The sequence below is a fragment of the Enterobacter sp. Taxon_2 genome, assembly GCF_058355295.1.
Genome location: NZ_CM178024.1, coordinates 2,026,614 through 2,040,832, shown reverse-complemented (window position 1 = coordinate 2,040,832; position 14,219 = coordinate 2,026,614). Strand labels below are relative to the sequence as shown.

General features: G+C 56.1%; 14 protein-coding genes. 5 read left to right on the top strand and 9 right to left on the bottom strand.

From position 1 onward, the window contains the following. Positions 1–106: 106 nt before the first annotated feature. From AC4IC4_RS09640 to AC4IC4_RS09630, 3 genes are read right to left on the bottom strand one after another with little or no spacing between them, the layout of a single operon-like run. Entirely contained in the window at positions 107–919 is an 813-nt protein-coding gene (locus tag AC4IC4_RS09640) for a MetQ/NlpA family ABC transporter substrate-binding protein (RefSeq protein ID WP_008500616.1), read from the bottom strand. A 23-nt stretch (positions 920–942) separates the two neighbouring features. Next, entirely contained in the window at positions 943–1,611 is a 669-nt protein-coding gene (locus AC4IC4_RS09635) for a methionine ABC transporter permease (protein WP_491472616.1), read from the bottom strand. Continuing rightward, a complete protein-coding gene (locus AC4IC4_RS09630; RefSeq protein ID WP_491472615.1) occupies positions 1,604–2,626 on the bottom strand; it encodes a methionine ABC transporter ATP-binding protein in 1,023 nt (340 codons plus the stop codon). The genes AC4IC4_RS09635 and AC4IC4_RS09630 overlap by 8 nt, the downstream gene beginning before the upstream one ends. 400 nt (positions 2,627–3,026) lie before the next feature. Here AC4IC4_RS09630 and AC4IC4_RS09625 point away from each other — a divergent pair, with 400 nt between their 5' ends. From AC4IC4_RS09625 to lpp, 5 genes are all read left to right on the top strand, one after another. Next, positions 3,027–4,397, top strand: coding sequence for a pyridoxal-phosphate dependent enzyme (locus tag AC4IC4_RS09625; RefSeq protein WP_491472614.1), 1,371 nt, complete (start codon positions 3,027–3,029; stop codon positions 4,395–4,397). An 11-nt stretch (positions 4,398–4,408) separates the two neighbouring features. Continuing rightward, positions 4,409–5,554: a trans-sulfuration enzyme family protein gene (locus tag AC4IC4_RS09620; RefSeq protein WP_024909385.1), complete on the top strand. Its 1,146-nt coding sequence runs from the start codon at positions 4,409–4,411 to the stop codon at positions 5,552–5,554. A gap of 175 nt (positions 5,555–5,729) precedes the next feature. Next, a complete protein-coding gene (ynhH, locus tag AC4IC4_RS09615; RefSeq protein ID WP_443112201.1) occupies positions 5,730–5,924 on the top strand; it encodes a protein YnhH in 195 nt (64 codons plus the stop codon). A gap of 7 nt (positions 5,925–5,931) precedes the next feature. After that, positions 5,932–7,353 carry a pyruvate kinase PykF gene (pykF, locus tag AC4IC4_RS09610; protein WP_024909386.1) on the top strand — a complete coding sequence of 474 codons (1,422 nt, stop codon included), beginning with the start codon at positions 5,932–5,934 and terminating at the stop codon, positions 7,351–7,353. Positions 7,354–7,662: 309 nt separating this feature from the next. Then, positions 7,663–7,899, top strand: a complete 237-nt coding sequence (lpp, locus tag AC4IC4_RS09605; protein WP_001082307.1) for a murein lipoprotein Lpp — start codon at positions 7,663–7,665, stop codon at positions 7,897–7,899. Between the two features lie 60 nt (positions 7,900–7,959). On the opposite strand, the gene ldtE is transcribed toward lpp, so the two are convergent. From ldtE to sufB, 6 genes are all read right to left on the bottom strand, one after another. After that, a complete protein-coding gene (gene ldtE / locus AC4IC4_RS09600) occupies positions 7,960–8,973 on the bottom strand; it encodes a L,D-transpeptidase LdtE (RefSeq protein ID WP_090417262.1) in 1,014 nt (337 codons plus the stop codon). 97 nt (positions 8,974–9,070) lie between these two features. Further along, on the bottom strand, positions 9,071–9,487 hold the full coding sequence (gene sufE, locus AC4IC4_RS09595) for a cysteine desulfuration protein SufE (protein ID WP_032650996.1): 417 nt from the start codon (positions 9,485–9,487) through the stop codon (positions 9,071–9,073). Between the two features lie 14 nt (positions 9,488–9,501). Further along, positions 9,502–10,722, bottom strand: coding sequence for a cysteine desulfurase SufS (gene sufS, locus AC4IC4_RS09590; protein WP_491472613.1), 1,221 nt, complete (start codon positions 10,720–10,722; stop codon positions 9,502–9,504). After that, positions 10,719–11,990, bottom strand: coding sequence for a Fe-S cluster assembly protein SufD (sufD, locus tag AC4IC4_RS09585; protein ID WP_491472612.1), 1,272 nt, complete (start codon positions 11,988–11,990; stop codon positions 10,719–10,721). Before sufD ends, sufS begins: the two co-directional genes overlap by 4 nt. Continuing rightward, positions 11,965–12,711: a Fe-S cluster assembly ATPase SufC gene (gene sufC / locus AC4IC4_RS09580; protein ID WP_014831592.1), complete on the bottom strand. Its 747-nt coding sequence runs from the start codon at positions 12,709–12,711 to the stop codon at positions 11,965–11,967. Before sufC ends, sufD begins: the two co-directional genes overlap by 26 nt. A gap of 9 nt (positions 12,712–12,720) precedes the next feature. Next, complete coding sequence (sufB, locus tag AC4IC4_RS09575; protein ID WP_024909392.1) at positions 12,721–14,211, bottom strand: Fe-S cluster assembly protein SufB; 1,491 nt, start codon at positions 14,209–14,211, stop codon at positions 12,721–12,723. Between the last annotated feature and the right edge of the window lie 8 nt (positions 14,212–14,219).

Sequence of the window (14,219 nt, the reverse complement as noted above, 5' to 3'; positions counted from 1 at the left end):
ATCACTCCATTGCCTGTTAAACGTTGAGCTTAAATGATTCTCCAGCCGGATACAAAAAAGAAGCCCGGCGAGAGACTCGCCGGGCTTCATCTGTAAAATCAGTAAATTAGTTGTTTACTGGAATGACCGCGCCTTTGTACTTGGTGCGGATCCAGTCCTGAATCTCTTTTGAGTGCAGCACGTTCACCAGCGCGACGATGTCTTTCTTCTTCTCGTCACCGCGATGCACGGTGATGATGTTGGCATACGGGTTGTTTTCACCGCTCTCAACCGCAATCGGGTCGTGAACCGGATCCAGACCCGCGTCAATCGCATAGTTGGCGTTAATCACCACCGCGTCGCCTTCGTTGTTGTTGTACATCTGCGGCAGCAGAGACGCTTCAACGTTAGGCGTGAACTTCAGCTTTTTCGGGTTCTCGACGATATCGCTGATGCGCGCGGTCACTTTATCGATGCCCGGCTTCAGCTTGATCACGCCCTCTTTTTCGAAGATAGAGAGAATACGCCCCTCTTCAGAAACCGCGTCACGCATGATGATTTTGCCGCCTTCCGGCAGGTCTTTCAGCGACTTGTATTTTTTGGAGTAGATGCCGATTGGCTCAATGTGGATCGCGCCCGCACTGACAAAATCGTAGTCTTTATCGCCCGCATGATCTTTCAGCACGCTGTTCAGGTAAGGAATGTGCTGGAAATAGTTCGCGTCGATGTCATGACCCGCCAGCGCGGTGTTCGGCAGAATGTAGTCCTGGAATGGTTTAATCTCCAGGTCGATCCCCTGCTTCGCCAGAATCGGCTTTGCCTGCTCCAGAATTTCGGCGTGCGGCGTGTTGGATGCGCCCACGGTCAGGGTGTCAGCCCAGGAAGCGAAGCTCAGGGCGCTCAGGGTTGCGGCAGCGATCAGTGTCAGTGTCTTTTTCATGATGTGGTTCCTGTGTGTATTTATTAGCGTTTATCTAACAGTGAAGTAATGACATCGCCGCAGAACTGGATAATGAAAACGATGATTAAAATGGTCACCGTTGCCACCAGCGTGACGTCACCATGGTTGCGCTGGAATCCTTCCAGATAAGCCAGATTTCCCAAACCACCGGCGCCAATCACCCCCGCCATTGCGCTGTAGCTCACCAGCGCAATGAGCGTCACCGTAATACCAGATACCAGTGCAGGTGATGATTCCGGCAGTAAAACCCGAAACACTAACGTGTTCAGTCGTGCGCCCATCGAGCGCGTTGCTTCTATGACGCCTTTATCCACTTCACGCAGGGCGATCTCCACCAGGCGTGCGTAGAACGGTGCGGCACCCACAATCAGCGCCGGCAGCGCCGCGTTGGCACCAAGGATGGTGCCGACGACGGTCTTGGTGAACGGGATCAGCAGGACAATCAGAATGATGAACGGAATCGAGCGGAACACGTTCACCACAATCGAAATGACGCTGTAGACCGTGCGGTTGTGGAACAGCCCGCCGCGCGCGGTTAAAAACAGCGCCAGACCCAGCACGATACCCAGTACAAAAGTCGCCACGCCGGACAGCGCGGTCATGTACAGCGTCTCCAGCGTCGCCGCCCAGAGCTGGTCCCACTTGAGATGCGGAAAGAGATCCTCAGCCATGTTTAATCACCTCGCCTTCAATATCGCTGTGCTTCAGGTCGGCGAGGATATTGTTCAGTTGTTCATCGGATGCCACGACATGTACCCAGAGCTGGCCAAACACGCCGTGGGCGGTTTGCGTCATTTTCCCGTGCAGGATGTTAAACGGCAGGCCATAGCGCAGGGTCAGTTCACCCACGATCGGCTTATGCGTGCTGTGCCCGGTAAAGGTCAGTCTGATGACCGTACCTTCCAGATCGTTTGCCAGTTCGGTATTGAACGTTTCTTCTTCAGCGTACTGGCTCACCTGACGGACAAACTGCTGCGTAATCGGCTGCTGCGGATGGGTAAAGACGCTCAGCACGTCGCCCTCTTCCACGACTTTACCGTTCTCCATCACCGCCACGCGGTCGCAGATTTTGCGCACCACATGCATCTCGTGCGTGATCAGCACGATGGTCAATTTGAACCGGCGGTTAATATCCAGCAGCAGATCGAGGATCTGATCGGTGGTCTGCGGGTCAAGCGCGGACGTGGCTTCATCGCACAGCAGCACATCCGGGTTATTGGCCAGCGCGCGGGCAATGCCGACGCGCTGCTTTTGCCCGCCGCTCAGCTGTGACGGATAAGCATTCTCGCGACCATTCAGGCCGACCAGCTCCACCAGCTCGGCGACGCGGGCGGTGATTTTTGCTTTCGGCACGCCGGCAATCTGCATCGAGAACGCAATATTCTCGCTGACCGTGCGCGACCACAGCAGGTTGAAGTGCTGAAACACCATGCTGATTTTCAGGCGCGCCTGACGCAGCGCTTCACCTTTTGCCGCCGAAATGTCCTGTCCATTAATGGTGACGCTACCGGCGCTGGGTTTTTCCAGGCCGTTGAGCAGACGAATCAGCGTGCTTTTACCTGCCCCGCTGTAACCGATAATCCCGTATATCTGTCCCTGTGCTATCGTCAAATTGACGTTATCAACGGCTGTGAGTGCCACCTTTCCGTTGTCAAAAACCTTCGAAATATTGCTCAGTACAATCATTCTTATTCATTATCCGTGCCGCCCATGGCGGTTTAGCAGTATGGATGTCCAAACGATAGTAAACAGGCGTTATCAGCTTTTAAATGAACAAAAAAGAATTTGTTATAACTTTCGGAAATAAACAGCGGATTTACCGGGTGGGATGCATTTAGACCAATTTCAGCAATGATTATCTGCCGGATGCATATCTGCTGGCGAATGCCTGCGAAAAACGGTCATTTTTTCAGCATTTCATGCCAATATAGCCATCCTCACATCCAGACAACTTTACGTCTTGCTGTCCTGACTTCCAAAAATGACATTTATATTCCTTTCTGATCTAAAGAGCAGTGAATGGTTCTTTATTGAGAAAATTTCACCGCCCTATCATCCCGTCATGACATCCAGAAAGGAAAACATCATGACGATTTATCACTCCGTCACTGAACTGATTGGTCGTACCCCGCTGATCCAGCTGCATAAGCTTGATACCGGTCCCTGCTCGCTGTTCCTGAAGCTGGAGAACCAGAATCCGGGCGGTTCGATTAAGGATCGCGTTGCGCTGTCGATGATTAACGAAGCGGAGCGCACCGGGCAGCTGCAGCCGGGCGGCACGATTATTGAGGCCACGGCGGGCAATACCGGCCTCGGTCTGGCCCTGATCGCCGCCCAGAAAGGCTACTCGCTGATCCTGGTGGTGCCGGACAAAATGAGCCGCGAGAAGATTTTCCACCTGCGGGCGCTGGGTGCCCAGGTGGTACTGACCCGCTCCGACGTCAACAAGGGCCATCCTGCCTATTACCAGGATTACGCCCAGCGTCTGGCGAACGAACTGCCCGGCGCGTTTTACATCGACCAGTTCAATAACGAAGCCAACCCGCTGGCGCACCGCACCACCACGGCGCCGGAACTGTATGAACAGCTTGACGGCAAAATCGATGCCATCGTGGTGGGCGTCGGCTCAGGCGGCACGTTGGGCGGCCTGCAGGCATGGTTCGCCGAGCACTCTCCGCACACGGAGTTTGTCCTGGCTGATCCGGCCGGTTCCGTTCTGGCCGACCAGGTGGAGACCGGACGCTACCACGATGCGGGCTCCTGGCTGGTTGAGGGTATTGGCGAAGACTTTATTCCGCCGCTGGCCCACATTGAAGGGGTGAATCGCGCCTGGCGCATTACCGATCGCGAAGCGTTTACCACCGCGCGCGAGCTGCTGAAAACGGAAGGCATTCTGGCGGGCTCCTCCAGCGGCACGCTGCTGGCGGCCGCGCTGAAGTATTGCCAGGCGCAGACCGCGCCGAAGCGCGTGGTGACCTTCGCCTGTGACAGCGGCAATAAATATCTCTCGAAGATGTTCAACGATGACTGGATGCGACAGCAGGGACTCATCACGCGCCCCCAGGCCGGCGATCTCTCTGACTACATTGCCCTGCGCCACGATGAAGGCGCCACCGTCACCGCCGCCCCGGACGACACGCTCTCCATCGTCCTGGCACGGATGCGCCTGTATGACATCTCCCAGTTGCCGGTGCTGGAGAACGGCAAGGTGGTGGGCATTATCGACGAGTGGGATCTCCTGCGGCACATCGGCGGCGACGGCGATCGCTTCGCGCTTCCGGTGACGGCAGCCATGACGCGTCAGGTCGAATTCCTGGATAAACACGCGCCGGAAAGCGCCCTGAACGCCATCTTCGACCGCGGTCTGGTGGCCGTGATTAATGACAACGACCGTTTTCTCGGTCTGATTACGCGCAGCGACGTTCTGACCGCCTGGCGCAACCGTCTACAGCAATAAAGGAATCAATGATGAAAAATCTGGCCACCCTCAGCGTACACAGCGGTGAATTCAACGACCAGCACGGCGCCGTCATGCCGCCGATTTACGCCACATCGACTTTTGCGCAACCCGCGCCCGGCGAGCATACCGGATATGAGTACTCCCGCAGCGGCAACCCTACCCGCCATGCGCTGGAAACGGCGATTGCCGAACTGGAAGGCGGCACGCGCGGCTACGCCTTTGCCTCCGGTCTGGCGGCCATCTCCACGGTGCTCGAACTGCTGGATAAAGACAGCCACATCGTTGCCATTGATGACGTATACGGCGGCACATACCGTCTGATCGAGAACGTGCGCAAGCGCAGCACCGGCCTGCAGGTCAGCTGGGTTAAACCGGACGACTTAGCCGGGCTTGAGGCCGCCATTCGCCCGGATACCCGCATGGTGTGGGTCGAGACGCCAACCAACCCGCTGCTGAAGCTGGCGGATCTGGCGGCCATCGCGGCAATCGCCCGTCGTCATAACGTCATCAGCGTGGCGGATAACACCTTCGCGTCGCCGGTGATCCATCGTCCGCTGGAGTCGGGTTTCGACATTGTGGTGCACTCCGCCACCAAATACCTGAACGGCCATTCTGACGTGGTGGCCGGGCTGGCGATTGTCGGGGACAACAAGGAACTGGCGGATAAGCTGGGCTATCTGCAAAACGCGGTGGGCGGCGTACTGGATCCGTTCAGCAGCTTCCTGACGCTGCGCGGTATTCGCACGCTTGCGTTGAGGGTCGAAAAGCACAGCACCAACGCGCTGGCGATTGCGCAATGGCTCGATCAGCATCCTCTGGTCGAAAAGGTGTTCTATCCCGGCCTGGAATCACATCCGCAATATCAGCTTGCCCGTACGCAGATGGCCCTGCCCGGCGGGATGATTTCTGTCGTGGTCAAAGGCGATGCGCAACGCGCCACCGAGGTGATTCGCAACCTGAAGCTGTTTACCCTCGCGGAAAGCCTGGGCGGCGTGGAGAGTCTGGTGAGCCAACCTTACAGCATGACGCACGCCTCGATTCCGCTGGAGCAACGTCTGGCAAACGGCATTGTGCCGCAGCTGATCCGTCTGTCAGTCGGGATTGAAGATCCCAAAGACCTGATTGCCGACCTCAGCCAGGCGCTGCAGAAATAAGCAAATGGCGGCAGGTCCCTCACCTGCCGCCACAAGTTGTCATCATGGCTTAACGCCTTGATAACAATATTATGAGAAACAGCACAGATTATTTCTGAAACACCGTTTCCATTTTCCTTTTATCTTAAAATCAGCGTATAATGCGCGCCAAATCCCTGGTGAATGGTTTCAGCGCTTGGAATACAAAAAACAACGTACAACTTCTCCACTCCTTCGTTGGGCTGTCACTCAGGCACACTTTCTTCTGCACGCTCATTTGATGTCTCCTATCCTTAGTGCGTGTCATATACTCTTTTGCAACACAGGTTTGACTCCGCGGCAGTGCGCCCCCGGAGCGAGATTTCCATATCCTTCCCAACTTAAAGACTAAGACTGTCATGAAAAAGACGAAAATTGTTTGTACTATCGGCCCGAAAACCGAATCTGAAGAGATGCTGACCAAAATGCTGGACGCCGGCATGAACGTGATGCGTCTGAACTTCTCCCACGGTGATTATGCAGAACACGGTCAGCGTATCCAGAACTTGCGCAACGTAATGAGCAAGACCGGTAAAAAAGCCGCGATCCTGCTGGATACCAAAGGTCCAGAAATCCGTACCATCAAACTGGAAGGCGGTAACGACGTCTCTCTGAAAGCGGGCCAGACCTTCACCTTCACCACCGACAAAACTGTTGTCGGCAACAGCGAAATCGTTGCAGTGACCTACGAAGGCTTCACCAGCGATCTGTCCGTCGGTAACACCGTGCTGGTAGACGATGGTCTGATCGGTATGGAAGTCACCGCGATCGAAGGCAACAAAGTTATCTGTAAAGTGCTGAACAACGGCGACCTGGGCGAAAACAAAGGCGTTAACCTGCCGGGCGTTTCCATCGCGCTGCCAGCACTGGCTGAAAAAGACAAACAGGACCTGATCTTCGGTTGCGAGCAAGGCGTTGACTTCGTTGCTGCCTCCTTCATCCGTAAGCGCTCCGACGTGGTTGAAATTCGTGAGCACCTGAAAGCCCACGGCGGCGAGAAGATCCAGATCATCTCCAAAATTGAAAACCAGGAAGGCCTGAACAACTTCGACGAAATCCTCGAAGCGTCTGACGGCATCATGGTTGCACGTGGCGACCTGGGCGTAGAAATCCCGGTCGAAGAAGTGATCTTCGCGCAGAAGATGATGATCGAGAAATGTGTGCGCGCGCGTAAAGTGGTTATCACCGCAACGCAGATGCTGGACTCCATGATCAAAAACCCACGCCCAACCCGCGCTGAAGCAGGCGACGTGGCAAACGCCATCCTCGACGGTACTGATGCCGTTATGCTGTCCGGCGAATCCGCGAAAGGTAAATATCCGCTGGAAGCGGTGTCCATCATGGCCACCATCTGCGAACGTACCGACCGCGTTATGAAAAGCCGTCTGGACTACAACAACGACAGCCGCAAACTGCGCATCACCGAAGCAGTATGCCGCGGTGCTGTAGAAACGGCTGAGAAACTGGAAGCACCACTGATCGTGGTTGCCACCCAGGGCGGTAAATCTGCTCGCGCGGTGCGTAAATACTTCCCGGATGCGACTATCCTGGCACTGACCACCAACGAAACCACTGCCCGTCAGCTGGTGCTGAGCAAAGGCGTGATCCCTCACCTGGTGAAAGAGATCGCGTCTACGGATGATTTCTACCGTCTGGGTAAAGAAGTGGCGCTGGAGCTGGTGGATCGTGGTCTGGCACAGAAAGGTGACGTTGTGGTCATGGTTTCTGGTGCGCTGGTACCAAGCGGAACCACCAATACTGCATCTGTTCACGTGCTGTAATAATTCCCGAACGAATTAATTTTGATAAAAAGCGCCCGCCGGGCGCTTTTTTTATTCCTCGCATTAGCCAAAGTCATTCAAATTGCAAATCGGGTTTTTCTATTTAATTGCGAATTATCTAAGATGAATCCGATGATAAATGCCTTTTTTTACTTAGATTTTTGCCTGAAAAGGGCTGATTCGATGCTTCTTTGAGCGAACGATCAAAAATAGGTGTATTCCCATCAAAAAAATATTCTCAACCCAAAAAACTTTGTGTAATACTTGTAACGCTACATGGAGATTAACTCAATCTAGAGGGTATTAATAATGAATCGTACTAAACTGGTACTGGGCGCGGTAATCCTGGGTTCTACTCTGCTGGCTGGTTGCTCCAGCAACGCTAAAATCGATCAGCTGTCTTCTGACGTTCAGACTCTGAACGCTAAAGTTGACCAGCTGAGCAACGACGTGAACGCAATGCGTTCCGACGTTCAGGCTGCTAAAGACGACGCAGCTCGCGCTAACCAGCGTCTGGACAACCAGGCTACTAAATACCGTAAGTAATAGTACCTGTTAATAAAATGGCGCACATTGTGCGCCATTTTTTTTGCCTGCGTCAAACCACTACTGCGTCACCTTCTCCCCTTCATCTTCCGCTACCGCTGCGGACATCCGACTGTTCTGCACCGACAACACGCTATTGCTGGCTGACGGGCCGCTGCCTGACGACACGATAACCGGGATCCCGGCGCGGCGTGACAGGGCTTTATCAATCAGCGCCTTGTCGCTTCCCGCCTGAGAAACAAAGGTCGCAAAGTCTGCGGAATGGGTAATGGGCGAGACCTGCGGGTTTTCTCCCTCAGCCTGCGCCAGCGGGCGGTGGACTTCAATATAGCGTTTACCATCCGGCTCCACGGAGAACTTAACGGGTTCATTGATAATCTGTACCCGCGTGCCCACCCGCACCTGTTCGAACAGGGCTTTAATGTCCGGGGCATTCATCCGCATACAGCCGGAGCTGACCCGCAGGCCGACGCTGTCCGGTGCGCTGGTGCCGTGGATGAGATATTCCCCATTGCCCACGCCTAAACGCAGTGCGAAGCGTCCCAGAGGGTTATTTGGCCCGGCAGGCACCACCGGAGGTAATTTAATTCCCTGCTCCAGAGAGCGTGCTCTGATGCCCGGCGTAGGTGTCCAGGTGGGATTCGGGATTTTCTGGCTCACGCGCGTGGTCGTGACCGGCGTTTCCAGCCCCAGCTGTCCGATGCCGAGCGGGAAGACCTGAACGATGTTTTCTCCCGGCGGGAAGTAGTAGAGCCGAAGCTCTGCGAGGTTAACCACAATGCCCTCGCGCGGCGTGTCCGGCAGCAGCATCTGCGACGGGATGGTAATCACGGTTCCCGGCGCAGGGTTTACCGGCGCAATGGTATTGTTCGTTTCCAGGATCACCTGTGCCGCCGTATTAAACCGGCGGGCGATGGTCTGCAGCTTATTATCCCCTTCCTGTATCGTGTAGGTTTGATTTTGCCCAATCAGACGACTGCCTGCGGGCGGCAACGGATAGTCCATCGCGCGGGCCGAATTAAGGGCGCCGAGCGAACTGAGGAGTAATAGAGTTATTAGAGACGCGCGCTTCATGCTGAGATTCCTTATTCACTGACAGAACGCCAGAAAGCTGAAAAACCAGCGAGGCGGGAACCACCTCGCGAAACAGAATGAATGCTGTTCTGTAAGTCTAGCTAAGGATTGCAGCTTTGGCGCGGATGGCGCGAATCATCGCTTCCAGTCCCTGGGAACGAGACGGGGTGAGGTGTTGGGTCAGAGCCATTTTTTCAAACCACGGGCGGACATCAAACGCGACAATATCCTGCGCCGACATCCGGTGATAAAGAATAAAGACGACCGCAATAAGCCCTTTTACAATGGCCGCATCGCTGTCGCCGTGCAGTTCGATAGTGCCGTCATCCGACTGCGCCATCACAATCCACACCTGGCTCTGACAGCCCTGAATACTGTTCTCCGGGGTGTGCGCCTCTTCGCTGAGCGGCGGCAAGCGCTGTCCCAGCTCAATGATATAGAGATACTTCTCTTCCCAGTTTGCGCAACGCGAGAAGTTACGCAGCAGTTTATCTTTGTCCGGCAGTTCCGCCATCTTTCGCCTCTCCGTTAGCCCAGCAGCTGATGAATGCGCTTAAGCCCCGCCACCAGCCTGTCGACCTCTTCCGTTGTGTTGTACATCACCAGCGACGCGCGGCACATTGCCGGTACCTGGTAAAACGCCATCAGCGGCATGGCGCAGTGGTGCCCGGTACGGACCGCCACGCCGTAGTTATCGAGGAAACTGCCCACGTCATAGGCGTGATGTTTCCCGAGATTGAACGCGATCACCCCTTGCCGGTCGGCAGGCCCGTAGAGGGTCAGATCCGGCACGCTGGCAAGCTCCTCAAGCGCATAGTGCATCAGCAGCTGTTCGTACTCCTGAATGCTATCAAGGCCGATTGAGGAGACATAAGAAATCGCCGCCCCTAAACCGATAATCCCACCGGTGTTGGGCGTGCCCGCCTCAAAACGCCACGGCGCGCGCGCATAGGTGGTGCCTTCCGTCAGACTGACGGTGGCGATCATCGACCCGCCCCCTTCCCACGGCGGCATCGCCTGCAGGATATCTTCTTTCACATACAGCACGCCAATCCCGGTCGGCCCGTAGAGCTTGTGGCCTGAAAAGACGTAGAAATCGCAGTCCAGCGCCTGGACGTCAATCGCGTGGTGCATCACCGCCTGGGCGCCGTCAATCAGCACCTTCGCGCCCGCATGGTGGGCCTTTTCGACGATCTCCGCCACCGGGTTTTCCGTCCCCAGCACGTTGGAGACCTGGGTGACCGCCACCAGCCGCGTTTTATCGTCAAGCAATGCGTCTAGCTGCTCGAGCTGCAGCGTCCCGTCGGCATTTAACGGGATCACCCGCAGCTGCGCACCCACGCGCTCGCAGAGCATCTGCCACGGCACGATATTGGCGTGGTGCTCCATCTGGGTGATGATGATGTTATCCCCCCCGTGGACCTGAGCGTTGCCCCAGCTGTTAGCGACAAGGTTAATCCCTTCAGTGGTCCCGCGAACAAAGACCAGTTCTTCCGGCGAGCGGGCGTTAAGGAAGGCGGCAATCTGCGTGCGCACGTTTTCCATCCGCTGGGTCGCCTCGGCGCTCAGGGTATGAATACCGCGATGCACGGCGGCATAGCCGTGGCGATAAAACTCGGCTTCGGCATCCACCACCTGATTCGGCTTCTGCGCGCTGGCCGCGCTGTCCAGGTAGGCCAGCGGCAGACCGTTTACTTCACGGGTCAGAACCGGGAAATCTGCCCGTACTTTCTCGACGGGAAAACTCATGCTTCGCCTCCAGGCAGGCGCTGACCTATCCGATCCAGCACCTGCAGTTTTAACTGACCATCGTGCAGCGCTTCCGTCAGTTCGGCGGCAAACGCGTAGATAATCATTTTCTGCGCCGCCTGCTGATCGATGCCGCGCGAGCGCAGGTAGAACATCTGCTCGTCGTCGATTCGCCCGACCGTCGCACCGTGGCTGCATTTCACGTCGTCGGCGTAGATCTCCAGCTGCGGTTTAGTGTCCACTTCCGCAAGGCGGCCTAACAGCAGATTATTGTTGGTCATCTGCCCGTCGGTTTTAATAGCGTGCTGCGCCACGTTAATCAGTCCGTTAAACACCGCGCGGCCTTTATCACTGACGATGGTTTTGTGCAGCTGGCGGCTGTTGCAGTAGCCTTTGTTGTGCTCCAGCCAGGTCCGCGTGTCGCACACTTCCGATTTAACCGGCATCGCCAGGCTGTTGATGCGCAGCGTGGTGTTTTCACCGTTAAGCTGCGTGCTGGTATTGTGGCGCAGCACCGCCCCGCCGAGCAGGAAGCTGTGGCTGTACGCCGCGGCATCCTGACCCAGGACAATGTCGTTATGGGCAAAGTGGTGGCTCTGCGCATTCTCAAACGCCAGCTTGACATGATGAAGCTGCGCATTCGCGGCAACATTCATCGTTAGACGCGATCCGGTAAAGTGACGCGTCTCATTGAGGCTGACGTAATGTTCGATGACCGTGGCCTCCGCCCCCTCCGCCAGCTCCAGATGGTGGCGATAGTGCGCAGTATTGATTTCATCGCCGTTCAGCCCCTGAGTGATGTGCATCAGCAGCAGCGGTTTTGCCGGACGCTGGTTACGCTTCACGCGGATGTGCGTCACGCTGCGGGCCAGACTCTCGGTCAGGTGCAGGAAGATCTCAGGCTGAACCGGGGCGCTCAGGCGCTGGCGATCGTCGTTTATCTCAATCTCAAAGCCGCTCTCCTGAACCGTGTCGCTCAGTTCCGGACGGAACTGACCGTCGACGAACACCAGTCGCAGGGCATCGACACGCAAGGCCAGCGCGTCGCGCTGTGCTGGGGTGAGATCCGCCAGACGAGTCACAAACTCGGCGTTCAGAAGGCCATCAAGCGGGGTGTATTTCCAGTTCTCGTGCTTACGCGTCGGCAACCCGAGACGCAGCATTTGCTGGAGATGCTGCTGCGCCTGCTCGGAGCGCGTGCCCCCCTGGGCTTCAAACAGCCGGTGCCACTGCTGGAGCGCATTACTGCTGTTCGGTAAGCCAGCCATAACCCTGCTCCTCCAGTTGTTTAACCAGCGTGAAATCACCGGATTTCACAATACGTCCCTGGTAAAGCACGTGGACGTAATCCGGCTTGATGTAGTCCAGAATGCGCTGGTAGTGGGTGACGATAATAAACGAGCGCTTGCCGTCGCGCAGGGAGTTCACTCCGTCAGCGACAATCTTCAGGGCATCGATGTCCAGACCGGAGTCGGTCTCATCCAGAATGCACAGCTCGGGTTCCAGAACCGCCATCTGCAGAATATCGTTACGCTTTTTCTCACCGCCGGAAAAACCAACGTTCACCGAGCGGGTCAGCAGATCTTCCGGCATTTTCAGCAGCTTAATCTTCTCTTCCATCAGATCCTGGAAGTCGAAGCGGTCCAGCGCCTCCAGCCCGCGATACTTACGCACCGCATTCAGCGCCGTCTGCAGGAAGAACTGGTTGCTGACGCCCGGAATTTCGACCGGGTACTGGAAGGCCATAAAGATGCCCTCGCCCGCACGATCTTCCGGCGACATCTCCAGCAGATCTTTGCCGTTAAACTCGACCGAGCCGTGGGTCACCTCATAATCTTCGCGCCCCGCCAGCGTTGCAGAAAGCGTACTTTTCCCGGAACCGTTCGGCCCCATGATGGCGTGGACCTCCCCCGGCTTGACGTCAAAATTGAGGCCACGCAGGATGGCTTTGTCTTCTACGCTGACCTGTAAATCTTTAATGCTTAACATGTGCTTTCCTTAACCGACGCTGTGTTCAAGACTAATGGCGAGGAGTTTCTGGGCTTCAACGGCAAATTCCAGCGGCAGTTCAGAGAACACATCCTTACAGAAGCCGTTAACGATCATCGAGATGGCGTCTTCTTCGCTGATCCCGCGCTGCAGGCAGTAGAAGAGCTGATCTTCTCCTATCCGCGACGTGGTCGCCTCGTGTTCAAGCTGGGCCGTGTTATTACGGCATTCGACGTACGGGAAGGTATGCGCCCCGCAATCTGCGCCAATCAGCATCGAGTCACACTGGGTGAAGTTTCGCGCATTGGTGGCCGTCGGCATGATTTTCACCAGCCCGCGATAGCTGTTCTGGCTGTGACCGGCGGAGATGCCTTTCGAGATAATGGTCGATTTGGTGTTTTTACCAATGTGGATCATCTTGGTGCCGGTATCGGCCTGCTGATGGCCGCTGGTGAGCGCCACCGAGTAAAACTCGCCGATGGAGTTATCCCCGCGCAGAATGCAGCTCGGGTATTTCCAGGTGATGGCCGAGCCGGTTTCGGACTGGGTCCACGACATCTTGCTGTTTTCGCCTTCACAGAGCGCGCGCTTGGTGACGAAGTTCAGAATACCGCCGGTATTGCCGTCGCCCGGGAACCAGTTTTGCACCGTGGAGTATTTCACCTCGGCATCTTTGTGGATGATGACCTCCACCACCGCCGCGTGCAGCTGGTAGCTGTCGCGGACCGGGGCGGAGCACCCTTCAATGTAGCTGACGTAGCTGCCTTCATCTGCGACCAGAATCGTGCGTTCGAACTGGCCGGTTTTTTCGGCATTGATGCGGAAATAGGTGGAAAGCTCCATCGGACAGCGCACGCCTTTCGGCACGTAGATAAAGGTGCCATCCGAGGCCACCGCCGCGTTAAGCGCTGCAAAGAAGTTATCGTTTGAAGGCACTACGGTCCCGATGTACTTTTTCACCAGTTCCGGATGATCGTGAATCGCTTCGCCGAAGGAGCAGAAAATGATCCCCTGCTCTGCCAGCTTCTCGCGGTAGGTGGTCGCCACCGAGACGGAGTCGAAAATGGCGTCCACCGCCACCTCTTTCCCTTCGCGCACGGGCACGCCCAGCTGATTAAAGGCTTCTTCCACCTCTTTGCTGAGGAAGCTGTTCTCCGCGCCGGTTTGCTGCACCGCGCCGGGCTGCGAGGCGCAGGTGTCGTCACAGCTGCCGCAGGAGGGCGCAGAGTAGTAGCTGTAATCCTGATAGTTCAGCTTGTCATAATGTGCTTTCAGCCAGTGCGGCTCTTCCATCTCCAGCCAGGCACGGAAGGCGCTCAGGCGAAACTCCAGCATCCACTCCGGCTCATTACGTTTCGCCGAGATCGCCCGCACGACATCTTCATTGATGCCTTTTGCCAGCTCATCGGTCTGCAGCTGGGTGAAGAACCCCTCTTTATAGTTGAGGTGCCCACCGCTCCAGGTATTTACTTCACTCGTTGCTTCAGTATTACGAGACATAGTTCCGC

Coding starts and splice junctions, on each gene's coding strand:
- AC4IC4_RS09640 (WP_008500616.1), bottom strand. CDS start 919: ATGAAAAAGACACTGACACTGATCGCTGCCGCAACCCTGAGCGCCCTG.
- AC4IC4_RS09635 (WP_491472616.1), bottom strand. CDS start 1,611: ATGGCTGAGGATCTCTTTCCGCATCTCAAGTGGGACCAGCTCTGGGCG.
- AC4IC4_RS09630 (WP_491472615.1), bottom strand. CDS start 2,626: ATGATTGTACTGAGCAATATTTCGAAGGTTTTTGACAACGGAAAGGTG.
- AC4IC4_RS09625 (WP_491472614.1), top strand. CDS start 3,027: ATGACGATTTATCACTCCGTCACTGAACTGATTGGTCGTACCCCGCTG.
- AC4IC4_RS09620 (WP_024909385.1), top strand. CDS start 4,409: ATGAAAAATCTGGCCACCCTCAGCGTACACAGCGGTGAATTCAACGAC.
- pykF (WP_024909386.1), top strand. CDS start 5,932: ATGAAAAAGACGAAAATTGTTTGTACTATCGGCCCGAAAACCGAATCT.
- lpp (WP_001082307.1), top strand. CDS start 7,663: ATGAATCGTACTAAACTGGTACTGGGCGCGGTAATCCTGGGTTCTACT.
- ldtE (WP_090417262.1), bottom strand. CDS start 8,973: ATGAAGCGCGCGTCTCTAATAACTCTATTACTCCTCAGTTCGCTCGGC.
- sufE (WP_032650996.1), bottom strand. CDS start 9,487: ATGGCGGAACTGCCGGACAAAGATAAACTGCTGCGTAACTTCTCGCGT.
- sufS (WP_491472613.1), bottom strand. CDS start 10,722: ATGAGTTTTCCCGTCGAGAAAGTACGGGCAGATTTCCCGGTTCTGACC.
- sufD (WP_491472612.1), bottom strand. CDS start 11,990: ATGGCTGGCTTACCGAACAGCAGTAATGCGCTCCAGCAGTGGCACCGG.
- sufC (WP_014831592.1), bottom strand. CDS start 12,711: ATGTTAAGCATTAAAGATTTACAGGTCAGCGTAGAAGACAAAGCCATC.
- sufB (WP_024909392.1), bottom strand. CDS start 14,211: ATGTCTCGTAATACTGAAGCAACGAGTGAAGTAAATACCTGGAGCGGT.